This window comes from Polaromonas sp. P1_E11, assembly GCF_056405995.1.
Genome location: NZ_JBFUBA010000002.1, coordinates 313,039 through 336,222, shown reverse-complemented (window position 1 = coordinate 336,222; position 23,184 = coordinate 313,039). Strand labels below are relative to the sequence as shown.

At 60.0% G+C, this 23,184-nt stretch carries 19 protein-coding genes and 1 riboswitch; of the genes, 1 reads left to right on the top strand and 18 read right to left on the bottom strand.

The annotated features are described in order from the left end of the window. Window positions 1–10: 10 nt before the first annotated feature. The 18 genes from tolQ to AC1D11_RS08935 form a co-directional block, all read right to left on the bottom strand. Window positions 11–703, bottom strand: coding sequence for a protein TolQ (gene tolQ, locus AC1D11_RS09020; protein WP_457280238.1), 693 nt, complete (start codon window positions 701–703; stop codon window positions 11–13). 13 nt (window positions 704–716) lie between these two features. After that, window positions 717–1,163 carry a tol-pal system-associated acyl-CoA thioesterase gene (locus AC1D11_RS09015; RefSeq protein WP_477647710.1) on the bottom strand — a complete coding sequence of 149 codons (447 nt, stop codon included), beginning with the start codon at window positions 1,161–1,163 and terminating at the stop codon, window positions 717–719. After that, entirely contained in the window at window positions 1,160–2,356 is a 1,197-nt protein-coding gene (locus tag AC1D11_RS09010; RefSeq protein WP_477647709.1) for a pyridoxal phosphate-dependent aminotransferase, read from the bottom strand. The genes AC1D11_RS09015 and AC1D11_RS09010 overlap by 4 nt, the downstream gene beginning before the upstream one ends. A gap of 25 nt (window positions 2,357–2,381) precedes the next feature. Next, complete coding sequence (gene nusB, locus AC1D11_RS09005) at window positions 2,382–2,897, bottom strand: transcription antitermination factor NusB (protein WP_477647708.1); 516 nt, start codon at window positions 2,895–2,897, stop codon at window positions 2,382–2,384. A 38-nt stretch (window positions 2,898–2,935) separates the two neighbouring features. Then, window positions 2,936–3,400 (bottom strand): 6,7-dimethyl-8-ribityllumazine synthase, encoded by a 465-nt coding sequence (gene ribH, locus AC1D11_RS09000; RefSeq protein ID WP_477647707.1) that lies wholly within the window; start codon window positions 3,398–3,400, stop codon window positions 2,936–2,938. Between the two features lie 41 nt (window positions 3,401–3,441). Continuing rightward, on the bottom strand, window positions 3,442–4,548 hold the full coding sequence (gene ribBA, locus AC1D11_RS08995; protein ID WP_477647706.1) for a bifunctional 3,4-dihydroxy-2-butanone-4-phosphate synthase/GTP cyclohydrolase II: 1,107 nt from the start codon (window positions 4,546–4,548) through the stop codon (window positions 3,442–3,444). A gap of 3 nt (window positions 4,549–4,551) precedes the next feature. After that, window positions 4,552–5,202, bottom strand: a complete 651-nt coding sequence (locus AC1D11_RS08990; RefSeq protein ID WP_477647705.1) for a riboflavin synthase — start codon at window positions 5,200–5,202, stop codon at window positions 4,552–4,554. A 240-nt stretch (window positions 5,203–5,442) separates the two neighbouring features. Continuing rightward, window positions 5,443–6,555 carry a bifunctional diaminohydroxyphosphoribosylaminopyrimidine deaminase/5-amino-6-(5-phosphoribosylamino)uracil reductase RibD gene (ribD, locus tag AC1D11_RS08985; RefSeq protein WP_477647704.1) on the bottom strand — a complete coding sequence of 371 codons (1,113 nt, stop codon included), beginning with the start codon at window positions 6,553–6,555 and terminating at the stop codon, window positions 5,443–5,445. Between the two features lie 44 nt (window positions 6,556–6,599). After that, window positions 6,600–7,058 (bottom strand): hypothetical protein, encoded by a 459-nt coding sequence (locus tag AC1D11_RS08980; protein WP_477647703.1) that lies wholly within the window; start codon window positions 7,056–7,058, stop codon window positions 6,600–6,602. 149 nt (window positions 7,059–7,207) lie between these two features. Beyond that, entirely contained in the window at window positions 7,208–7,654 is a 447-nt protein-coding gene (locus AC1D11_RS08975; protein WP_477647702.1) for a type IV pilin protein, read from the bottom strand. Window positions 7,655–7,674: 20 nt separating this feature from the next. After that, on the bottom strand, window positions 7,675–12,342 hold the full coding sequence (locus tag AC1D11_RS08970) for a PilC/PilY family type IV pilus protein (protein ID WP_477647701.1): 4,668 nt from the start codon (window positions 12,340–12,342) through the stop codon (window positions 7,675–7,677). Beyond that, window positions 12,339–12,923, bottom strand: a complete 585-nt coding sequence (locus AC1D11_RS08965; RefSeq protein WP_477647700.1) for a pilus assembly PilX family protein — start codon at window positions 12,921–12,923, stop codon at window positions 12,339–12,341. Before AC1D11_RS08965 ends, AC1D11_RS08970 begins: the two co-directional genes overlap by 4 nt. After that, window positions 12,920–13,864, bottom strand: a complete 945-nt coding sequence (locus tag AC1D11_RS08960) for a PilW family protein (protein ID WP_477647699.1) — start codon at window positions 13,862–13,864, stop codon at window positions 12,920–12,922. The genes AC1D11_RS08965 and AC1D11_RS08960 overlap by 4 nt, the downstream gene beginning before the upstream one ends. Further along, window positions 13,861–14,457 carry a type IV pilus modification protein PilV gene (pilV, locus tag AC1D11_RS08955; protein ID WP_477647698.1) on the bottom strand — a complete coding sequence of 199 codons (597 nt, stop codon included), beginning with the start codon at window positions 14,455–14,457 and terminating at the stop codon, window positions 13,861–13,863. Before pilV ends, AC1D11_RS08960 begins: the two co-directional genes overlap by 4 nt. A 13-nt stretch (window positions 14,458–14,470) precedes the next feature. Beyond that, window positions 14,471–15,052, bottom strand: coding sequence for a GspH/FimT family pseudopilin (locus tag AC1D11_RS08950; protein WP_477647697.1), 582 nt, complete (start codon window positions 15,050–15,052; stop codon window positions 14,471–14,473). Between the two features lie 84 nt (window positions 15,053–15,136). Further along, window positions 15,137–15,586, bottom strand: coding sequence for a transcriptional regulator NrdR (gene nrdR, locus AC1D11_RS08945; protein ID WP_457280253.1), 450 nt, complete (start codon window positions 15,584–15,586; stop codon window positions 15,137–15,139). 100 nt (window positions 15,587–15,686) lie between these two features. Then, entirely contained in the window at window positions 15,687–16,931 is a 1,245-nt protein-coding gene (gene glyA, locus AC1D11_RS08940) for a serine hydroxymethyltransferase (protein ID WP_477647696.1), read from the bottom strand. Window positions 16,932–16,975: 44 nt separating this feature from the next. Continuing rightward, window positions 16,976–17,105: riboswitch (ZMP/ZTP riboswitch) on the bottom strand. Between the two features lie 138 nt (window positions 17,106–17,243). Then, the gene (locus AC1D11_RS08935; protein ID WP_477647695.1) at window positions 17,244–18,128 is read right to left on the bottom strand and encodes a lytic transglycosylase domain-containing protein; all 885 of its coding nucleotides are present in this window, start codon (window positions 18,126–18,128) and stop codon (window positions 17,244–17,246) included. Window positions 18,129–18,914: 786 nt separating this feature from the next. On the opposite strand from AC1D11_RS08935, the gene AC1D11_RS08930 reads away from it, so the two are divergent. Beyond that, on the top strand, window positions 18,915–23,099 hold the full coding sequence (locus AC1D11_RS08930; RefSeq protein ID WP_477647694.1) for a DUF748 domain-containing protein: 4,185 nt from the start codon (window positions 18,915–18,917) through the stop codon (window positions 23,097–23,099). The last annotated feature ends 85 nt before the right edge of the window (window positions 23,100–23,184 follow it).

Sequence of the window (23,184 nt, the reverse complement as noted above, 5' to 3'; positions counted from 1 at the left end):
CCTTACAGCTCTAGTGTCCCGAAGGAGATTGGGCGCCGAGGTTGCGCTGCAGGATGTTGGAAAACTCTTCTATGAAGGTTTCGAGCCGGTTGGCCACACGGTCGATGTCGTGCGAGAAGCGGTTGTAGGCCACCACGGCCGGAATGGCGGCGAACAGGCCGATGGCGGTGGCTACCAGCGCCTCGGCAATGCCGGGCGCCACCGTGGCCAGCGTGACCTGCTCCAGGGCCGCCAAGCCCGTGAAGGCGTGCATGATGCCCCAGACCGTGCCGAAGAGGCCGACGTAAGGCGAGACGGAGCCAACGGTGGCCAGGAAGGAGAGATTGGCTTCGATGGCGTCCACCTCACGCTGGTAGCTTGCGCGCATGGCGCGGCGCGCGCCGTCCAGCAGGGTGCCGGCGTCGGTGATGCGGCGCTCGCGCAGCTTCTGGTATTCACGCATGCCGCTGGCAAAAATGCGTTCCATGGGTCCGGAGTGCTTGGCGTTTTGCGCAGCACCGGCGAAAAGGTCGTTGAGGCTTGTACCCGACCAGAACTCCCGGTCGAATTCGTCATTGAGCTTCTGCACTTTTTTCAGGGCAATGATTTTCCTGAAGATGGCGGCCCAGCTGGCAATGGACACGCCCACCAGCAGCGCCACCACGGCCTGAACGACCCAGCTGGCATTGAGGATGAGGCTGACGATGGAGAGGTCTTGATTCATGTTGAAGCTTTGCTCAAGTTTTTAGGCTGTCAAGAATGGCAGCAGGAATCCGCCTGGGCTGCAGGCTGGCGGCGTCGACCCAGCCGATCCGTATGGTTCCTTCACAGAGCAGGATGGGTGGGTGTCCCTCTTCTTGCTCCGTTTTTTGCTCTGTTTTTAATAGCGCCTGCTGCCCGATTATCATGGACGCGCGGCCTGCTTCGACCAGGCTTGCCGTAACAATGAGTTCATCGTCGAGGCGGGCAGAGCGATGGTAGCGGATGCTGGTTTCTGCCACCACAAATATGCCACCGGTACTTTCCCTCAGGCGCTGTTGTTCAACACCGAGTGATCTGAGCCACTCGGTGCGCGAACGTTCAAAAAATTTCAGGTAGTTTGCGTAGAAAACGATGCCGCCGGCGTCGGTGTCTTCCCAGTAGACCCGTACGGGCCAACTGAAAACGCGCGCGCCCGGCTTCATGCCAGCACCGCCTTGAGCCGGGCCACAGCTTCCTTCAATTGGTCCATGGAGTTGGCTGTGGAAAACCGTACGAACTGCTCAGGCGCCGCATGCCCGAAGTCGCGCCCCGGGGTGACGGCCAGGTGGGCGCGCTTCATGAGCTCGAAGGCGAAGTCCCAGCTGCCGCTGACACCCAGGCGGGCAGCCGCAGCGGTGCAATCGGCGTAGGCGTAAAACGCGCCGTCCGGCATCACCGGAACCGTGAGCCCCAGGCGGTTGAGCTCGGGAATGAAGTAGTCGCGGCGCGCCTTGAATTCGGCGCGGCGGCGTTCGTACTCTTGCAGGCTCTCAGGCTCGAAGCAGGCGAGGGCGGCATGCTGGGCAACCGTGCTGGCGCAGATAAAGAGGTTTTGCGCAATGCGCTCGATCACCGGCGCCAGCGCTTCGGGCACCACCAGCCAGCCCAGGCGCCAGCCGGTCATGTTGAAGTATTTGCTGAAGCTGTTGATGCTGATCACGCTTTGGCCCAGCTCGCCGGGCATGGCCAGCGCCGAATGGCCGAAGTGTTCTTCGTAGCTCAGGCCCAGGTAGATCTCATCGATCAGCGTAATGCCGCCGCGGCTGTGCACAAATTCGTGGATGCGCTGCAGCTCTTCCGGTGCAATCGAGGTGCCCGTGGGATTGGACGGGGAAGCCAGCAGCACGCCGCGTGTTTTGGGGTTCCATGCTGCTTCCACCTTTTCCCGGGTCAGCTGAAAGCGTTCTTCGGCGGTGGTGGGGACCAGTACCGCATTGCCTTCGGCCGCACTGACGAAATGCCGGTTGCAGGGGTAGCTCGGGTCGGGCATCAGGATTTCGTCCCCTGCCTCAATCAGGGCCAGGCAGGCCAGCTGCAAGGCAGCGGATGCACCCGCGGTGATGATGATGCGGCCGGGAGCCACCTGCGCGCCGAAGCGGGAGGCATACCAGCCGCTGATGCGCTCACGCAGTGCCGGCAAGCCGGTGGCCTGGGTGTACTGCGTGGTGCCGTGTTCAATGGCGCGGGTTGCGGCCTGTTGTACCAGAGGCGGCGCCGTGAAGTCGGGCTCGCCGATGTTCAGGAAGATCATCGGCGATGCGCTGTGCGCAAATTCCTGCGCCAGCGCAGAGGCCGCTTTGGCAACCTCCATGACATAGAAGGGCTCAATGCGCTGAGCCCGCTGGGCGATTTTCAAGGCTGGCCTTTCACGGGGCGAGCCCCTATCGGGATTTGTCGGCAGCGACTTCAGCGGCGCGCAGCGAGGGCGCCATTTTGTTCAGGACCCCGTTAACGTACTTGTGGCCGTCAGTGCCGCCGAAGGCTTTGGCAAGTTCGATGCACTCGTTGATCACGACACGCCAGGGCACATCGAGGCAGTGGGTGAACTCATAGGCGCCAATCCACAGCACGGCATGCTCCACCGGCGATATTTCGGCCATGGGCCGATCCAGCAGGGGCGTGATGCCCGCATCGAGCGTTGCCGCGCCTTCGATGCAACCGTGCAAAAGTGCATCGTAGTGGGCGGAGTCGGCTTTGTGAAAACCCACGAGGTCGCGGGTAAATGCGTCGATCGAATCCGCTTCGTTTCGGCCTACCAGGTGTTGGTAGAGCGCTTGCAGTGCGAACTCGCGCGCGCGGGTACGGGCGGATTTGTCCGCCGCCTTTTTGACGCCGGTGTCGGTCAGGCCGGTGCGGGTTTGGGGCGGGCGTTTGGGTTTGGTGGTGGGGTCTGCCATGAAGTGCCAGTCAGGTTAAGGGGTGCAGGAGCAGGCGCTCAGGCAATTTCATTGATCAGGTTCGCCATTTCGACGGCAACGCGTGCGGCGTCGCGCCCTTTGTCGACCTGCCGGGCTTCGGCCTGAGCGACGTTTTCCGTCGTGAGTATGGCATTGGCAATAGGCAGCTGGTAGTCCAGCGCCAGGCGCGTGACGGCGGCGCCGCTTTCATTGGCCACCAGTTCGAAATGGTAGGTCTCACCGCGGATGATGCAACCGAGGGCAATCAACGCGTCGTATTTGTCGCTTTCGGCCAGGGCCTGAAGTGCAACGGGGACTTCCAGTGCGCCCGGCACCTTGATGTGTTTGATGTTGTCCTCTTGCACGCCCAGGGAGGCCAGCTCGTGCTTGCAGGCTTCCGCGAGTGCATTGGTAATGCTTTCATTGAAGCGCGCCTGCACGATGCCGATGGAAAGTTTTTTGCCGTCAAGCTTGTCGCCTGAACCTTTTTCTGCTCCAAACACGATGAATCCCTTTGATTGATTTTTTAAGCTAAATGAATGGGCTAGTCTTTGGTGGTGTAGCCCACGATCTCAAGGCCGTAGCCCGTCATGCTCGGCATGCGGCGCGGGTTGCCCATGAGGTTCATCCGGTGCACGCCGCATTCACGCAAAATCTGCGCACCAACACCGTAGGTGCGCAAGTCCATGCGGCCACGCTCAGGTGCCTGGCTGGCGCGCGCGGTGCCTTCAAACTGGGCCAGCAACTGCGCCGCGCTTTCACCGCAATTGAGCAGAACGGCAACGCCCCTGCCTTGTTCTGCGATGTGTTTCAGGCTCTGGTCGAGACTCCACGAATGCATGGAGCGGCCTGTTTCAAGAACATCCAGCACCGACAGAGGCTCATGCACCCGCGCGGACACGACATCGTCGGCGGACCAAGCACCCTTGACCAGGGCCAGGTGCAGGCTTTGGCTGGGTTTGTCCCGGAAGGCATGGGCGGTAAATTTACCAAAGGCGGTTTGCAGTGTGCGGCTGCCGATTTTTTCTACCAGCGAATCGTTGCGGCTGCGGTGTTCGATCAGGTCGGCGATGGTGCCAATTTTCAGGCCGTGCTCCGCCGCAAACAGCAGCAGGTCCGGCAGCCGGGCCATGGTGCCGTCGTCTTTCATGATCTCGCAGATGACGGCAGCCGGTGAGCAGCCGGCCATGCCGGCCAGGTCGCACCCGGCTTCGGTGTGGCCGGCGCGCATCAGCACACCGCCATCGACAGCCTGCAACGGAAAGATGTGGCCGGGCTGGACCAGGTCGGTGACCCTGGCATCCTTGGCCACGGCGGCTTGCACGGTGCGGGCGCGGTCGGCCGCTGAAATGCCGGTGGTCACACCTTCGGCGGCTTCAATGGACACGGTGAATGCGGTGGAGTGCTTGGTGCCGTTGCGTGTGGCCATGGGCGGCAGCTGCAGCAGCTCGCAGCGCTCGCGGGTCAGGGTCAGGCAGATCAGTCCTCGGCCAAAACGCGCCATGAAGTTGATGGCTTCCGCTGTAACGTGGTCTGCCGCCAGCACCAGGTCGCCTTCGTTTTCGCGGTCTTCTTCATCGATCAGGATGACCATGCGGCCGGCACGCATGTCGGCAACGATGTCTTCAACAGGGGAAATGGCTGTGGTCATGGTTCAGGGCTTTTTCAGGATGTTGTTATGGGTGTCGCCCAGCATGCGCTCGACGTAGCGTGCGATCAGGTCGATCTCGAGATTGACGTCGGAGCCTGCTGCCAACCGGCCCAGCGCGGTGTTCTGCACGGTGTGGGGAATGAGGTTGATGCTGATTTCCGTGCCGCCAGCGTCGCTGGCCAGGTCGGTGACCCGGTTGACGGTGAGGCTCACGCCGTTGACGGTGATGGAGCCTTTGTAGGCCAGGTACTTGCCCAGCTCGCGCGGGGCGCGAATGCGCAGCTCCCAGCTTTCTCCCACCTGGGCGAAATGCGTCACGCTGCCAATGCCGTCTACATGGCCGGAAACAATGTGGCCGCCGAGGCGATCGTGCGCACGAAGGGCTTTTTCGAGGTTGATGGGGCCGGTTTCCGCCAGGCCGGTGGTTTTGGCCAGGGATTCGGCGGAAATGTCGATGGTGAAGCGATTGAGGGGAAGGTCCAGCGTCGTGGCAGTCATGCAGGCGCCGTTGAGCGCGATGCTGTCGCCCAGGCCCACGTCATCAAGGTAACCCGCAGGCGCCTCGATGGTGAGGCGCTTGCCGTGGTCTGAAGAGCTGCCCAGGCTTTGGATGGCGACGATGCGCCCCAAGCCGGTAATGATTCCGGTAAACATGGTGCCATTTTCGCAGGGAATCCGGGCGCGGCGGCGCAGACAGGGCCAAAGGCCCGGAAAAGAGGGTGTTCAGCCGTGATTCACAGGGCTTGCGCGGGATTCGCGGGCCGATTTAGCCGTCTCTATTCAAAGAAAAATGGCTGTATCCCAATATTGACGGGCGCAAGCAGCTATTATTTTAATAGCGGCCGTGCGGCGTTTCGTGTTTGTTCGCCGGGCAGGGCGGTATCTGCCATCGCGCTAAAAAGTGTCCCGGCCCGCTACACGGGCGACGATACGCAGGTCGGGCCCAATCCTTTCGGTAGACACAAACTGCAGTTCCAGCCCGTTGGAAAGTGCTTGCAAGGGTTCCAGGGCCGCCATGCCCTGGCCCGGCCCAAGCAGCTTTGGCGCGAGGTAAACCAGGAATTCATCCACCAGCCCGCTGCGGATCAGCGATGCGTTGAGCTTGCTGCCGGCTTCGATGTGCAGTTCGTTGATCTCGCGCTGAGCCAGGTCTTTCATCATGGCCGCCAGATCCACTTTTCCCCGGGCGTCGGGCAGGCAGGTGACCGTCGCACCCTTGGCGACCAGCGCGGCTTCGTGTGGCGAGCCTCGGGTGGCGGTGTAGATCCACACCGGGCCACCCGATTGGAATATCCTGGCGCCAGGCGGCGTTTGCAGCAGGCTGTCGACAATCACGCGGCAGGGCTGCACCGGCGTTTCCACCAGCCGCACGTCCAGCTGAGGGTCGTCCTCCAGCAGGGTCCCGATGCCCGTCAGCACGGCGGAGGCCCGGGCCCGCCACGCGTGGCCATCGGTCCGCGCCTCAGTCGAGGTGATCCACTGGCTTTGGCCATTGGCCAGCGCCGTGGTGCCGTCCAGCGAAGCGGCAACCTTCAGGCGGACCCAAGGGGTTTTGCGGACCATCCGGCTGAAAAAGCCGATATTCAGTTCCCTGGACTCCCCGGCGCCCGGCCCGACCTCCACCTCGACGCCGGCGGCCCGCAGGCGCTCAAATCCCTGGCCGGCCACCAGCGGATTGGGGTCCGCTATCGAGGCAACCACTTTTTTGATGCCGGCCGCGACCAGCGCATCGCAGCAGGGGCCGGTTCGCCCGTGGTGGGAGCAGGGCTCAAGGGTGACGTAGGCGGTGGCCCCTTTAACCGAATGGCCCCTATTCGCCGCATCGCGCAGGGCCATGACTTCGGCGTGGGGCCCGCCTGCCTGCTGGGTATGACCCTGACCCAGCACCTTGAATGCTTCGTCGGCAATGATGCAACCCACAGCAGGATTGGGTGAACTCAGTCCTGATGCCTGTACTGCCAGCTTGTGAAGCGTCGCCAATAGACTGGTTCGAATTTTGTCGGTCATTTGAGTAGATGGTAGTTCCGTTGGAACACTCTGGTAATCCGAATTTAAAGACCATATGTTGGCGTTGGGTCTATGTGAACTGAAATATGTTTGCGGCTGGGAACCGGTAGCCCATCTTTGATGGCCGGCTTGAAACGAAGTCCCAGCAATTGTTGAAGGCCCTCGGAAGAGTCCTTGCAATTGTCCTGGTCGAGACATTGCACGAGCACCGCAGTCCCTGTCTGGTCAATCCAGATTTCCAGTTCTATGGCTTCGAGGCCATAGGGTAAGGACTGCTTCAGGGTTTCCTCGAAATGTTCTTCGGGCAAGGCGGTTTCGTCAACGGCCTCCGCTGTCAAAAAGTTCTCGGCATCCAGGGTGATGCCCCGATCCATCGTGTCGGGCGGCTCATCGGATGGAGGGGATTGTCGCAACGACTCGAGCGACTCTACCGGCGCGACGCGGCGGGGTTTTGCCGGCTCGAATTTGCTTTGCCGGACGTCCCCAGCCCTTAGGGCGGGCATTGTGTACAAGGTCATCGAACGCACAGAAGCGGCCCGGGACGCATGCGCTGGCGACGGGCGGGGCTTTGGGTCGAAGGTAAAAATTATTAAAGCGTGAGCGGCACACACCAGCACCAGCAGCGCACACTTCCACCGCCAGGACATTTACATCACTTTAGGCATTTTGAAACGTCACTGGAACTGGCACTTGGAACGGTGATCGAGCCAAAATTCGTTTTCACGTACGAGCCGCATTTGTCGCCGGCCATCGAATTTATGGGGGCGGCGGTCACTGTATAGGCTGCAGCCGTTACGGCGAGGGTCACTGAGTAATTGGCCCCGCCTGTGCTGGGTACCAATGAAAATCGCGAGCTGAAACCCGCATTCGTATTACTGGTTGGCGGATTGCTGGCGTAGTTGTTATTTTCGGTATAAAACCGCTCCAGCCAACCCTCCGCCTTTAATACCTCGGCTCGTGCCTCTGCGCGCTTGCCGCGTTTGACGTACTCCGAATACGAAGGAATGGCGACGGCCGCGAGAGTGCCGATGATGGCAACCGTCACCATGACTTCTATCAGCGTGAATCCACGCAGTTTTTGCTTTTGCATATACAACATATAGCTTCCTCGTTGCTTGGTCAGCGATTGCGCAGGATTTCGCGCCAGGTCAACCGCCCGTCGCTACAACTTCCATAGCGTAACGTCGTTTCCACGCCGCCTGTGCCAAGTGCAGACAGTTTACGGAATACGCATTGGTTCGGATCTTTTGGTTTCCATGGCGGGTTGCATGTTGCTGGGTCCGGGCACAACACGCATTCGGTGGGGGCAGCCGGGTTGCAGACGCAGTTGGCACTTCCTGCGGTGCACGCGGTATTGCTGATGGGCGGCGTGGGTGAGCGGTAAATGCCGCCTCTGGCGATTTCAAAGCTGTTATTCGAAGATCCGCCTGCAACGGCAAAACCGGGAATGGCAGGCGCCCCGTCCACTACCCCGGGAGGGGGCGTTCCCGAAATGGGGTCCAGGTCGTAATCGTTGCTGATACTGTCAACGCGGCATCCGTCTGAGGTTCCATCTGGAGCCAGCGATTTCAGTGAAACCCGATCGGAGTTAAGCGCCAGCATGTTGAACACGAGGCCGTCAGACGGCAAGGGCAGATTGAAGTACCAGCCTTTTTTGGTGATGTAACTTACCGGATCCGTTGATATATACGGTCTGCCGGCCACAAAAGTGGTCGACTTCTGCACAAGATCAGTGCGTCCTACCGTGAGAGTGGTGGTGTTGCCAGGGCGGTCATAAATGCCATAGACGGTGTTGGCAAAGGACACTGACATCGGATAGTCGGTGCTTTCAAGGGATTTACCTGTTCCAAACACAATCTGGTAACCGCCGTTCGGGTGAGGGAAGGGCTGAACCACTGTGGTGATCGGTTGAACCACGACCGTAGTGCTGCCGGTGATCGTGGTGCTTGCCTGGTAAAGCGGAACATCGCTCGTAGTGGCAACTTTCCAGAGTGCCGGGTTGACATTGCTCACATCGAATTTCCAGACGTTTCCTTTCAGGTCGCCTGCATAGACCACGTTGATCGCACCGTCGTTATCGGTGTCGATGGCGGTCGCCATTCCGAGCCCGTTGTTGGGTCCGTCGCCTGCAGTTCCTGTAGGAATTTTGATGTAATGGGTGCCCGCAGTCCAGGTGGTCGTGCCCGCGCTGGCTGGGCCATCAGCAAAGAGAATAAACAGTGCAGCTTTGCCACTGGTGCTGTTGTAGCCGTTGCCATAAATGGCGGCCCATTTCCCGTTGGCCATATAGCCTGTCTGAAATGGTTGCCCATTAGACCTTGAGGAAGGACGGCCAACGATGTAGCCCATATCGGGGTCGCCGGTCGCCTCACTGAATTCCCATTTGGCCACTGAAGTAGAGGCTTCCGTCACATTTTGAGGTTTGGTGACGTCAAGGGCGTAGACCCCTTTGCCGCCGCGACCGAACGTTCCAAAGAGATAGGTGGACCAGGTTCCTCCGACTTTCATGTCGGCGGACATCAGGCTTCCATCTACATTGATACTGTTGGTTCCCGAAGTGAGGGCGAAGTCCTTGGCGGTGATGGCCGACAGTTTGGAATACGGTGCGGTTCCCGACGTCGGATAGAGTGCGCGCGGAACATACGCAAACAGCTCATCTCCCGTTGCGGCATTGATGGCATGCAACATCCCGTCATTGGCCGCTACAAAAACTGCATTGGTAGCCGTATTCGTTGTCCTGAATGTGCTGTAGCCGCCCCCATAAGCCGTATTGGTATAGCCGGCAGAGGGCGGCCCCACGTACCACGGCGTGGAGTTGATGATTGCCCCGAGTTTGGTGGTAGGTCTTGCACGTAAACCACCGGTTACGGTTTCATTCGTGTTGTCGCCCCGAAGCCAGTTCAGGCGGTTTTGACCCTTTGCAACCGTTTCGACGACACCAGTTTGGGGATTGGTTTGCAACGAAGTCTTTTGTGCAGCGTCCAGATTGGCCCATCTGAAAGGAATCGTTCCGGTACCGGTCAAGGAGAGTATTTTTCGCCCCGTGTCCCAGTTTTGAATGGTCAATCTTGCCCCGGCATCCCAATCCGGCGAAGTGGAAAGCTGCCCATCGCTCTGGAAGCTATACCGGAAAAACTGGCCGCTGGCGTCAGCGTCGGCGCTTGTACTGGCGGCCTTGATGCTGTGAGTAGCCTGGAAAGCATAACCCCCTGCATCGGTTCGCGCTGGTGTGGCGGTCGGGGCAGAGCCACCGGCCTTCAGGATGGTGGCAAAGACCTGCTCCAGCGATTTTTCCAGCTGGGCCGGATCAACAGCATAGAAGAAGTTATCGGGGATGCCATCGGTGCCCGTGGACCCGTCGGCCTTCTTCAGGTCCCAGGAATCAATCGGAAGAACAGCACCAAGGGTGTATGTCGTGGTCTTGTCACGATCAAAACCACCGTATTTGGCGGCATACCACAGCGGATCTTGAAGCTCTTCCCCGCTGACGCCAATCATGGAATACGACGCCGTGGTTGCGGTCTGTGCGACCTGGCAATTATTGCAACCGCCGGTACCATTTACATTTGTGTTGGGTGTTACGGTGATATTGCGCGGATCGTTGTAATCGAAACCTTCAATGCCGGTATGAAAGTGGACGCCGTCTTTGCCGTTGGTGCCGGTAATGGCATAGCCAAAGCCCTGAGGACTGACCGTGGCCTCGGCGGCAGCATAGGTCTTCACGCTGATGGTTGTGCCAACCACGGAGTATTCAAGAATGCCCAAAACGTCCTGGTCGTAGTCGCCGCCTTGTTCGGAGTCTTCCCAGTTGATGAGGTATTTTCCGGCCGTTGGAGTCTGCGTGACGACCTTGAAATCGACCAGTGTTCCGCCGCCGCCGGTGCCCACATCAAGACGGTAGGCGGGTGAAATAAAAACAAACTTGCCCGGCTGGCCTGGCACAGGAATCTTGATGCGGGGATTGCCTGTCGCCAGGGCCACGCCGTAGGTGTCCACCCTGAAAGCCCGCCTGTTATTGGCCGGGATGGTGAAGTCGCTTCGGATAGGATTTACGTGTGCGTAAAGCGCAGCACCGGCCATTTTGTAGCCGCCGAACTGGGTCGGTGCCTCAGGGCAGATACCCGTAGCGTTGGCGAGGGAGGTGGCACCAGAGAAAGTCAGCGTCTTGTCGCTGCAATAGCCGTTGTTGCTGGCGCCGCTGCGTCCAATCGGCCACATTTTTCCGGCAGCAAACAAACCTTCCGCTGCGCCAATCTGATTGGTATAGGTGTCTACCGTGGTGGTGGACATGCCCGAAACACTTGGCGCTCCGGTCCATTGGTCGTTGTCAAACGAAGTCACGCTCGCGTTGAAATTCACAATGCTGCTTCTGCGGCACAGCCTGTCGCCAAAAGTCGCGACCGTTGAAGTCGCAAAAGGATCCGACCAGGCGGTGATGGTCAAGCCCAGGCTGTTGTCCCTGGTCGCCGGGGAGGCCACATAGGCAGCGGTGGCCGATGCGCCTGCAAGGTACCTGAGCGACTCCAGGTACATCTCACCCAAAGGGTTGCCCCAGCTTGAGCACTCGCCATCTACCAGGCCAATTTGCTGGAAATTACATTTGCCTGTGAGACTCTCATAGGTACCGTCAGCGTAGCTGTACCCGTAAATTTTGAGCTTGTTGAGCGCGGTAACAATGCCGTTGAAGTTTTTGAACTGACCGTCGTCAATATCGACCTCATCGGTAAACGAGGCCACATTTTTACGCAACACGCCGCCCGAGATGTTTTTGTCGTAACTCCCTGTCATCAACCCAAAAGCAGCCTCATTTCTTTCTCCGTACTTCTGGAGCAAGCCAACAGGTTTGTAATTTCCCAATGGATAAAGTTTGCAGCGCGCTTCTTCGTCTGCGGTAAATCCGCCGGTCAGGCCGGTTTTGCAAACCTCAACCCTGGCGGTATAACTGCCTGCCGCATACCCGGTACCGAGGCCTTTGGTTGCGCGGGATGGGTTGGAATTCGCCGCGTTCAAGCCGGTCAGCGCAGAGTTATTTCCGTTGGAGGCGGCCTTGTCTTCACTCCAGTAGCATTGCCAGCGTTCGTTGGCGTTCCACAATGCATAGTTTCCGTCCGCAACAAGAATGGACGGTGCAGCAGTACTGCTGAAGGAGGCGTTGCACAGCGTGATTTCCGCCTTCGTAAAAGGCGTCAGTTTGTTGATGTCTGCACCTACATAGTATTTCGCGAACGCATGGGCATCTGTCGGCAAATGGGCGCGCTCCAGCACCGTCAATGACGTGCCCGAAACGATCGAATCGTCCGTGCTTCTAAAGCCGCCATAGAGAATCCGGCGAACCACGTCCATGCGGGTCATGGTTGCCCAGTTCATGAAATTGCCGCTCCACTCCGAGTTTCCACCGGTGTAGTTGCAATAGCCGTCGCTGGCTACCTGCCTGGTGGGGGCAAAGCGGTTGTTGGTGGTGCTGTACTGGTAGCAGCGCTGGTTGTCAAAATAACCGTAGTACTTATAAGAGTGTACGTATTGGGTCTCTGGAAGACCGTCTCCGTCAAGGTCGGAATATTCGTTGTAGGCTTTGTAGAAGAGCTGATGGTCGCGCGACAGGTTGAGCATGACCATAGGCGCGCCTTTTATCTCGGAAAGAAAAGGGGGCAAAGGCGTGAAGTTCACCGCGTGCGTTTGCAACGCCAGCAAAGCGCTTCCCAGCAACAGTACGAGTTTGAAGCGCTCCCTGAGCCAGGTATAAACGGTTTGTTTTTTAAACCAAGATATTCCGTGAGTGGTAGTCATATGGGAAGTGCCTTAACTGCGGACTGAAGCATGATCTGGGTGGAGGTATTTACGCCAAAGCCGACGGCTGTAATGCGATACACGGTGGAGTCGCCAAGAGGAAAGTATTCAAGCAAATAGCGCGGCTGCTGCGCCACCACAGGAAGTGCCGCAGCACCCGTGTAGGTGCCGTAAGCAACGCTTGCGCCGCTGGTGGCCCACTTGGTTGTGTCTTCCCAAACCGGGGTCACCATTGCGCTGGAATCACATCTGCCTAACGGGCAAGTTGTGTCGAAACCGTCGCCGCGGTTAATCAGTTCGGCCCGGCAGCCGACAATGGCTGTGGTGCATAGCGTGCCATCGACGCGCGTGTTTTTTATATCCAGTTCCGCATCGCGCAAAGCCGCTTCGGCGGCCTGAAAGGCCAGATTGCGGTCGGATTCATTTCGAGCAATCCTTGACGAGAAGGTTGAGCTTTGCATTGCGGTAACTCCGAGGGCACTCAGAATCACCAGAAAGATCATGACAATGACCAGCGATATTCCCCGTTGATTGGGGGTGCGTGGCGGCATGTCCCAACGAAAATGATGAGAACTCTTCATGCTGGCGTCCTGTTTCTTAAGTTCACAATGCTTGTAAACCGTCTAAAACTCTGTGAGGGCGGCGGCGTAAAACTGTTTCCGTAACAGTCCGTGACCTGCGTCGCCGTGTCATTGCCCGACGCCTGAATGGATTTGGTCAGCACGCATACCTCCACAGCAACTACCTGCGCCCAGGTTCCCGCGGCTTCGATGGTTGCGGCCGTGTTTCCGGCTTGAGCCGCATTTTTGTCTATGGTGGATGGCGTCAAGTACGTTATGGCCATCTGGTGGACACCGGGGATGAGCGGTTGTGCCTGGAATGTCGCCGTGGCCCCCGCCACTGTCGTTGGGTCGGTGACGCAGCTCAACTGTCCCATGGTGGTGGTTCCGTAGGGCGTCTGGGCCGTGGCGGTGGAGATAAAGAAATACGACCGCACTTCATAAGTGGGGCTGCCACCCGCAGGAATACTTGCAACAGTGACCGGCGCGTTGCCCAGGCAATCGAAACCCTGAAATTTTGCACCGGATGTGTTGTTCGCGTCGGTATCGTAGAAGATGCCAATGGAGGCGGACCGTGTGGTGCCTGCCGGGGTCGAGCCCAAACAGGCCAGGTCTGTGGTCGAGGTTGCTGTTTTGGGGTTGGTCATTCCAAAATCGCAACCACGGATTTTTAAATCGCTCGGACCTTGCGGCCCATTGGCCTTGGGGTCAATTGAAACGTAACCGGCGCTTTGAATATTTCTTGCAAGCAGGTTCAGCGCAAACCGGCCACTTTCCTCCATTTGCGAGTTTTCAGTGACTGCATTAAAGGCTTGCTTGGAATACAGATAAGTTGATGAGGCAACAACTGACAGAATAAGGCCGATCACCAGACCGACCATTAACTCGATCAGTGTCAATCCCGAGTTTTGGCTCGGCCGGGAGCCTTGTAAAGCTTGAATAGGGCGCATGCTTGTACTCATGGAATGATGTCAGTTCTGGAGCACCGAACTCCGTCGGGGACTGCCGCCGCGGCCGGGCAACAGTTTCGCCAGGCGATGCCACTGGTTGCGCTGGTGCAGACGGTGGAGGTCTGAAGGACGCCCGTGGTGGAATTGATGAATTCCTTGTCCACATACATGGCCGTGACGACATATCCCGTGCTGCTGGCACCTTCAAGGTTGACTGCGCCGCCTGGAAGCGCCGCTTGAGCTTTTGCCAGCCACGCCGATAAGTCGTCATCGGCAATCTGCTTTGTCGTGCAGGCCGCGCCCGAGGTGCGGCAGTTATTGCTGGTGAGGCTGGCAGTCTTGGCGGTTGTGTAATTGGCGGTATAGACGTAATAGCCATTGGTCCCGCCAAGAGGGTTCGCTCTGATGCGCTCACTGATGTCGCCCGTCAGTTCGGCAATCCGGTGAGTCGCCCACGACGATTTTTGATACGCCAGTGCGTTCATCTGCAGACTGGCAAGACCTAACAAGCCCAGCGACAGGATCAGAATCGAGACGAGCGCCTCAATCAGCGTGGCGCCGCGCTCGTGATGGTGGAACGACTGGATTTTTTGTTTCTGTTTCATGGTGAGGTCATGGTCAAAATGCGTCACATTGGCTGGCGGAATATGGGATAACCCGTACGCGTCCTGGCTTGCTTATGCAAACAGATCTTCCATACTTGAATTCGTATGCAGTATCTGAGGCTGCCACTGCGTGGATGTCGAATCGGTGAGCAGTTTGCGACATGCCGACTGCCCCAAACTTGATGTTTCCAACACCTGCGGGCCTGACGAAAGCGGTTTCGGTCCCATTTACGTCCATCGCAGGTATGGTTTTGAGCAGGATGTCACCGGTGTTTCGGGTATCGCTGCCATCAACGTCCACAAATACCTGGATCTCATATTGGTTCCAGAACTGGGAGGAGACGCAGGTGTTCGCGGCGTTATCTTTAGGGCAAATGATCACCGATTGATTCCGCACGAGGGCTTCACTGCGAGCGTAGTTAATCAGCCCTATAAACCCGTTCACGTTGGAGGACAGCTGATTGCTGACAATGAAGGATCTCAGGTTGGGCAGCGCCACGGCCATTAAAGCGCCCAGAACCGTCATGGTGATCAGCACTTCAATCAGCGTGAAACCTTTTTGAAGGCGACCAATGCGCAATGTGTGAAGATTCATTTACGCAGTGTAAGCAAGCCCTACATAAAGATCGCTGCCGCCCATCGCGACCAATACGCCACCTGTCGGCGCCAGGGTTTTCCCTTACCGTCGAACCTCGTCCACCAGCGTCTTGAACTCGTCAATATCCTCAAAACTGCGGTAGACGCTCGCAAAGCGGACGTAGGCGACCTTGTCGAGCTTGCGGAGCTCACGCATGACGAGCTCGCCGATGCGGTTGGAAGGCACTTCCCGCAGCCCCAGGCTCAGGAGCTTTTCCTCGATGCGTTCAACCGCCGAGTCGACCTGCTCGGTGCTGACGGGCCGCTTGCGCAGCGCCAGGTTCAGGGACGCCAGGACTTTGCTGCGCTTGTATTCGATGCGCCTGCCGTCCTTCTTGACGATGGACGGGAAGGTGACATCGGGCCGCTCATAGGTTGTGAAGCGCTTTTCGCATGCACCGCACTGGCGGCGGCGGCGTATGAATTCGGCGTCTTCGCCCACCCGCGTTTCCACGACCTGGGTTTCAAGGTGGCCGCAGAACGGGCATTTCATGGGGTTGGGCCTGAATTTAAAGGTGTAAATCGGCCTCCAGCCCAATCAGGACGAGCGCAAGCAGCTATTAAAATCATAGTGCCTGCGCTGTCCGTCATGATCAGCGGTAGACCGGGAAGCGGCTGGTCAGGGCGTGAACCTTGGCGCGGACCGCTTCGATGTTGGCCCCGTCGCGCGGGTTGTCGAGCACGTCGGCGATCAGGTTGGCCGTGGCGCGGGCTTCTTCGTCCTTGAAGCCGCGCGTCGTCATGGCCGGGGTGCCAATGCGCACGCCGCTGGTGACCATCGGCTTTTCCGGGTCGTTCGGGATGGCGTTCTTGTTGATCGTCATGTGGGCGCTGCCCAGCACGGCTTCGGCTTCCTTGCCGGTGATGCCCTTGGCGCGCAGGTCGACCAGCATGACGTGGCTTTCAGTGCGGCCGCTGACGATGCGCAGGCCGCGCTGGGTCAGGGTGTCGGCCACGATCTGGGCGTTCTTCACGACCTGCTGCTGGTAAGCCTTGAACTCGGGCGCCATGGCTTCCTTGAAGGCCACGGCCTTGGCGGCAATCACGTGCATCAGCGGGCCGCCTTGCAGGCCGGGGAAGATGGCGCTGTTGATGGCTTTTTCGTGCTCGGCCTTCATCAGGATGATGCCGCCGCGCGGGCCGCGCAGGCTCTTGTGTGTGGTCGAGGTGACGATGTCGGCGTGCGGCACCGGGTTGGGGTACACGCCTGCGGCCACCAGGCCGGCGTAGTGGGCAATGTCGACCATGAAGATCGCGCCGACGGCCTTGGCCACCTTGGCGAAGCGCTCGAAATCGATGCGCAGGCTGTAGGCGGAGGCGCCCGCGATGATCAGCTTGGGCTTGGTCTCGTGGGCCTTGCGCTCCATCGCGTCGTAGTCGATCTCTTCCTTGTCGTTGAGGCCGTAAGAGACGACGTTGAACCACTTGCCGCTCATATTAAGGGCCATGCCGTGCGTCAGGTGGCCGCCTTCGGCCAGGCTCATGCCCATGATGGTGTCGCCGGGCTTGAGGAAAGCCAGGAACACGGCCTCATTGGCCGATGCGCCGCAATGCGGCTGCACGTTGGCGGCCTCGGCGCCGAAGATGGCCTTGATGCGATCAATGGCCAGCTGCTCGGCCACGTCCACGTGCTCGCAGCCGCCGTAGTAGCGGCGGCCGGGGTAGCCTTCGGCGTATTTGTTGGTGAGCTGCGAGCCCTGCGCGGCCATGACGGCGGGCGAGGCGTAGTTTTCGCTGGCGATCAGCTCGATGTGGTGTTCTTGCCGGGCGTTTTCAGCCTGGATGGCAGCGAAGATTTCGGGGTCGGTTTGTTCAACCAGGATGTTGCGGTGGTACATGGCAGTCCTTAAAGACGTGGTCCCTGCTCTTCAATGAATGAAACAAGGGCTGCCCAGGCGAACGGCTGAACGCTTCGGCCCAACGGCTTTCAGCGGTGCGCTTCCCAGTGGTGTCCCACGTCAGCTCCAATGGTTGCGAAAACCTTGAGCCTATCGCCAGTTGCGCACCTCGCTAGTGTAACTGAGCGCGCCCAAAACCTGCCGCCTCCGGGGTTCTTCACCTGCAGCCCGAAAAGCAAAAAGCCGGGGCGCTGGCAGCGGCCCGGCTTTTTGGCAGTGGATGGGGTGAAAAGGCCCCACAAAGCGGCCGAATCAGGACTGGTTCAGCAGCGCCACCTTGTCAGGCGTCTTGCCATCAGCGTCGGGTGTGGCCGGCAGGGAGGCCGGCACCGGGCGCGACGAGCCACCGGGTGTGGTGAAGAAAGGCGAGGGCGCACCGCGCTTGGAGGCAGACGCCACCACAGCCAGCAGGCGAGCATGTTCGCCCATCACCTTGCCGGCGTAGCCGCCGTCGTCGTCCATGTTGGCTGCGCCCACATAGTATTTGAGGCCGCCTTCGATGGAGCCGGCGCGGGCGATGCATTCCTGCAGCACCTTGACGCCGACGCGCAGGTTGGTCACCGGGTCAAACGCCGCCAGCTTGCCGCCGAAGTTGTCGTACTTGTCGTGGTGCACCTTGGTCATGACCTGCATCAGGCCCTGCGCGCCCACCGGGCTTTGCGCGAACGGGTTGAAGCCGGACTCGATCGCCATGATGGCCAGGATCAGGGTGGGGTCGAGCTTGGCTTTCTGGCCGATCTCGAAGGCCTCGGCCACCAGCACGCTCAGCGGCTCGGGCGCGACGCCGTACTTCTTGCTCAGCCAGTAGGCCACTGCCGCCTGTTGGGCGGGCAGGTCTTTCGGGTTGGACGCCGTGGCGCGCTCAATGGCGGCCGGCTCGGTAAAACCGATGGCGGCCTCCTGGCGCTGCTGCAGCCAGGTCATGAGCTTGAATTCACCGGCCTGACGCAAGTCGGGCCGGGCTGTCAGGGTGATCACCGCAAATACGACCGCCAGGCCCAGAAGGGCGAAGCTGTTGTGGGTAATCTCGAAAAAGCCTTGGGAGATGTCGTCAACAATGTTTGAAACACTGCTTCGCACATTCTTGATGTGTGCGTTGACATTCAGGTTAAGGCCGAATTGTCCTAGCGCTGTCATAGCACTCCTTTCTACGCTTGCAGGCCTTTGGGGGCCAGACAGGCTTTGATTGGGTCGCCATCAAACCAAGGCAAGCCTTTTGGGTGTTGACCCTTGTTTGACGTTGCCGGCTTCTTTGAGGAATAGGGCAGCGGGTTCGGGTTGTCCCTAGGATTCGTGGGACTGGCGGGATTCTATGGGGTTGGTTAATAACCTGTCAATAATAACAAATCAATTCTTTATATCAAAAAGTCAAATAAAAACCTTGATTTCCGGCAAAACCGGCCTGAATCAAGGTGTTTACGGGCTTTATTTGAGATGGAGCTCTAAGTTAAGTTTTGCCTCTAAAAAGCGCGATCAGCCTTTCGCGGCTGCGCTTGTAGGCCGTTTTCCATGTTGCATGTAGTCGCCGGATCGGCGCCTGTGGCCGGCCTGGGTTGCCTGGGAGCACACAAAAAAGGCAGCGGCAATCACATCCCGCGCTGTGATTGAAAAGATGGTCTTGCCTCCATTCGGGCAGAGGTTTAACCTGCAATTGCGTGTTTACTCACGCATCAACCGGGTAACCAACCCCGGAAAATCTGGAAGCAATCACTTGCTTTCATCGCACTGGAGACGATAACTCTCTTCTTTGCGGAACCCCGACGGCATGAGCATAAACGCCCGCCGTCAACCCCGGTCGGTCTAACTGCCCGGGGTTTTTCATTTGGGGGCGCCACTTTTCACGGGCTTCAATGCCCTTCGGTTGACCGTCTTTTTCAAATAAATCATTGACCTGACGGCCCCGGCGCTAAAAACTCGACGCCTATGGCAATCAAAGATTTGAAGAACAAATGGCGAAAATTCAACTGGCGCGAGACCAATTGGCAGGAAATCGGCAAAACCCTGCCGGCCAGGGCGGCTGCCGTGGGCCGGTCGCCGCTCTGGCAGCGCCGCGCGGCCTGGGCGGTGGGCAGCTTGCTGGTGTTGTGGGTGCTGGCCTATGCGGCCGTACCGCCCATCCTCAAATCCCAACTGGAGAAGATCGCCTCTGAAAAGCTGGGCCGGCAGGTCACTGTGGGCGAGGTTAACTTCAAGCCCTGGTCGCTCGAACTGACTCTTCACGATCTGGCCATCGCCCGTGCCGGCCCTGTGGGTGGCGTTTCGGCAGCCTCTTCCCAGGCAACACCCCAGTTTTCCATCAAGCGCCTATATATAGATGCAGAACTGGAGTCCCTGCTGCGCCTCGCCCCGGTGGCCGACGCTGTTCAGGTGGACGAACCCGTCGCGTTTCTTACCCATCAAGGTGAGGGCCGTTACGACATCGACGACATCCTGGAGCGCTTCAAAACACCCGCAGACGCCCCTGCCGGCGACCCGCCGCGGTTCGCGGTCTACAACATCGTCGTCAGCGGCGGGCGCATGGACTTCACCGACCAGTCGGTCGGCAAGACCCATGAACTGCGGGAGCTGGGCCTGTCGGTTCCGTTCCTGAGCAACCTCAAATCGCAGCGAGAGGTCAAAACCTCGCCGCACCTGGCCTTCAGGCTCAACGGCAGCAGCTTTGACACCGCTGCCGAAGGCACACCCTTTGCCCAGACCCACAAAACCGACGCCACCCTCACGCTGCGCGGTTTCGACCTGAACCCTTACCTGGCGTACTGGCCGGCGAGCCTGCCCGTCAGGCTGCAAAGCGCGGTGCTGCATGCCGACGCCAAAGTCGCGTTTGAGCAGACGCCCGCCACGGTGGTACGGATTTCCGGGACGGTGACGGCGGAAAAGGTGCGTGTGCTGACAGCACAAACGGCCGGGCAAGCACCTGCTGCGCCGGCGCGGGCTGCAAAACCCGGTGCATCCGGCAAACGCGCTGCCGACAGCGAAGCCCTGCCGGCGGCGCGCGCGGACTTGCTCGCGTTTGAGCGCCTGCAGATCACGATGGACGACGTGCGCCCGCTGGAGCAGTTCGTCAAACTGTCTGCGGTGGAGCTCACAGCGCCCACGCTGTCCATCGCCAGGGACCGGGCAGGGCGGCTGAATCTGCTGCCGCCTGGCGCGGCGGATGCTACCAAAAAAGGAGCTGCCGGCGCACAGCCAGAAAGGGCTGCAGGCCAAAACTCTTCCGATATTCAAGCCCAGGCACCTGCCGGTGCGGCCTCGGCTGGCGCCCCGGCGTCTGCACCTTCAGCTAAAAACACGCCTTCATCCGCCCCCTGGAAAGTGCAGATCGCCCGCGTGGCGGTGCGCGCCGGGCGTGTGAACTGGCTGGATGAAACGCTGGCTTCACCCGCCGACATTCACCTCGCCGGGCTCACGCTCAATGCCTCCGGCATCGCCATGCCCTTTGTGGCCAGCGCGCCCTTGCAGTTCAACGGTTCGCTGGGGCTGGAGCCGCCTCCCGCAGCTTCAGTGCCTGTACCGGCCAAACCCGGTGCGAAGCCGTCCGCCAAAGCACCGGCCCAGCCCGTGGCCCAAGCGCTGGCAACGCCGGCGTTATTGACTTTCAGCGGCACAGCCACCGACCAGGCCGCCCAGGCCACGGCCACCGTGGCGGCTTGGCCGCTGGGCATGGCCGCCAAATACGTCGGCCAGTTCCTGCTGCCGGCATTGAACGGGCAGCTCGACGCCCAGCTCGGTGTGAACTGGCAGGCGCCCAGCGGTGACAAGCCGCAGCAGTTGCAGGTCACCGCCCCGCAATTGACTGTCAGTGACATCCTGCTGGCGCAGGGCAAGGTCTCGCTGGTGTCCGTCAAGCGTGTCGAACTCGCGCAGGTCGACATCGACGTGACAGGCCAGTCCTTCAAGGCCGCCAAAATGCAGCTGGACCAGCCCAAGGCCAAGGTCGACCGCGACACCGACAAGCGCTGGATGTACCAGCGCTGGATGGCGAGCCCGGGCAGCGCAACGCCGGCGCCGCCCCCTACCGACGCCGCAACACGCGCGGCGGCGCCTTCATGGGCCGTGGCCATTGCCGATGTGCAGCTGGACGGCGGCGCCATGTCGTTTTCCGACCAGTCGGGCAGCAAGCCGGTGGTGTTTGAAGTGACAGCCGCCAAAGCCCAGCTGGGCGGGCTGGTGCTGGACGACAGGCCGGACGCCAAGGCGCAAGCCGCCAAACCCATGCCGCTGACTGCCTCGCTGCGCCTGGCCACCGGCCGGTTTGAACCCGGCAAGGTCGATTTCAACGGCAATCTCGGCTTGAGTCCGGTTCAGGCGCAGGGCCGGCTGGTGGTCGACAGGCTGCCGGTGCAGGCATTTGAGCCCTACCTTGCCGATGTGCTCAACATCGAACTGCTGCGCGCAGATGCCAGCTTCAAGGGGCGCGTGTCTTACCGGCAGACACCGGCCGGCCCGCAGGCGCAGGTGGCCGGTGATGTGTCGCTGGAAGAGTTCCGCGCCAACACGCTGGCGCCCAGCGAAGACCTGCTGGCCTGGAAGGTCCTGAACCTGCGCGGCCTGAATGTTGCGCTGGACCCGGCCAAGGCGACGCGGGTGGATGTGCGGGAAACCGTGCTCACCGACTTCTTTGCGCGCGTGATCATCCTGCCCGATGGCCGCATCAATTTGCAGAACCTGGTGAAGCCCGGCAAAGACGCTGTGGCCGCCAGTGCGGAAGGCGGAACGGCCACCCTGGCCCTTTCGCCATCACCGGCGCCATCTTCACCGCAAGCTTCATCTGCTACTGAAACGATAGCTGCTGGCACACAGCCATTGAGCTCCAGCAGCTCAAAAGGCTCAAAATTCGTGTCGGCAGCACCGGTCAGCCCCGTGGCGCCCGCAGCCGCGGCCGGGTCGCCGCCGCCTATCGTCAACTTCGGCCCGATCAGCCTCATCAACGGCAAGGTGTTGTTCTCCGACCGCTTCGTCAAACCCAACTATTCGGCCGACCTGAGCGACCTGACCGGCAAGCTTAGCGCCTTTTCATCGGTCGCGCCTACCGTGCCGGGTACCACGGCCACCGTGCCCAACATGGCCGACCTGGAGCTGCGCGGGCGCGCCGAAGGCACGGCTTCGCTGGAAATCCTGGGCAAGCTCAACCCGCTGGCCAAGCCGCTGGCGCTCGACATCAAAGGCAAGGTGCGCGACCTCGAGCTGCCGCCACTGTCGCCGTATTCGGTCAAGTACTCGGGCTACGGCATCAACCGCGGCAAGCTCAGTGTCGACGTCGGTTATGTGGTGCAACCCGACGGGCGGCTTACCGCCACCAACAAGGTCATCCTGAACCAGCTCAGCTTTGGCGACAAGGTGGAGGGCTCCACGGCCAGCCTGCCGGTCAAGCTGGCCGTGGCACTGCTGGCCGACCGCAACGGCGTGATCGACATCGACCTGCCCATCAGCGGTTCGCTCAATGACCCGCAGTTCAGCCTTGGGCCCATCATCGTCAAGGTCATCCTCAACGTGATTGTGAAAGCGATCACCTCGCCTTTCAGCCTGCTGGCCAATGCGCTGGGCGGCGGCGGGGAAGAACTCAGCACCGTGGGCTTTGCCGCCGGCAGCGCCGAACTGGGCCCGGAAGCCAAAGCCGGCCTCGACAAAGTGGCCAAGGCGCTGGCCGACCGGCCATCGCTGCGGCTCACCGTGGTGGGCACCAGCAGTGTCGATGCCGAGCGCGACGGTTTCAAGCGCGAGCGGCTCGACGCCCTGGTGCGCGCTGAAAAGCGCCGCGCCACGGCCAAAGAGGGCGGCATCGCCACAGCGGCAGTCAGCATCAGCCCAGCCGAATACCCGGCCTTGCTCAAGGAAGTTTATAAACGCGCCGACATGCCCAAGCCGCGCAACCTGGTCGGCCTGGCCAAAGACCTGCCCGTGCCCGAGATGGAAAAGCTGCTGCTGGCCGACATTAAAGTGAACGACGACGCCATGCGCGAACTCGCCGTGCAGCGTGGCGTGGCGGTGAAAGACTACCTGGCTTCACGCGATTTACCGCCTGAAAGGCTCTTTCTGGGGGCCGCCAAAGCCGTGCCGCCGGAGGCCAAATGGACACCGCGCGCGGAGCTGAATTTGGCGATGCCTTAGAGCCTGCTCATGATCTATTTGAGGCCACGTTGGGGTGCAATCGGGATGAGTTGGTGGCCCAGTACCCGCCGCATGGGCTCATGCC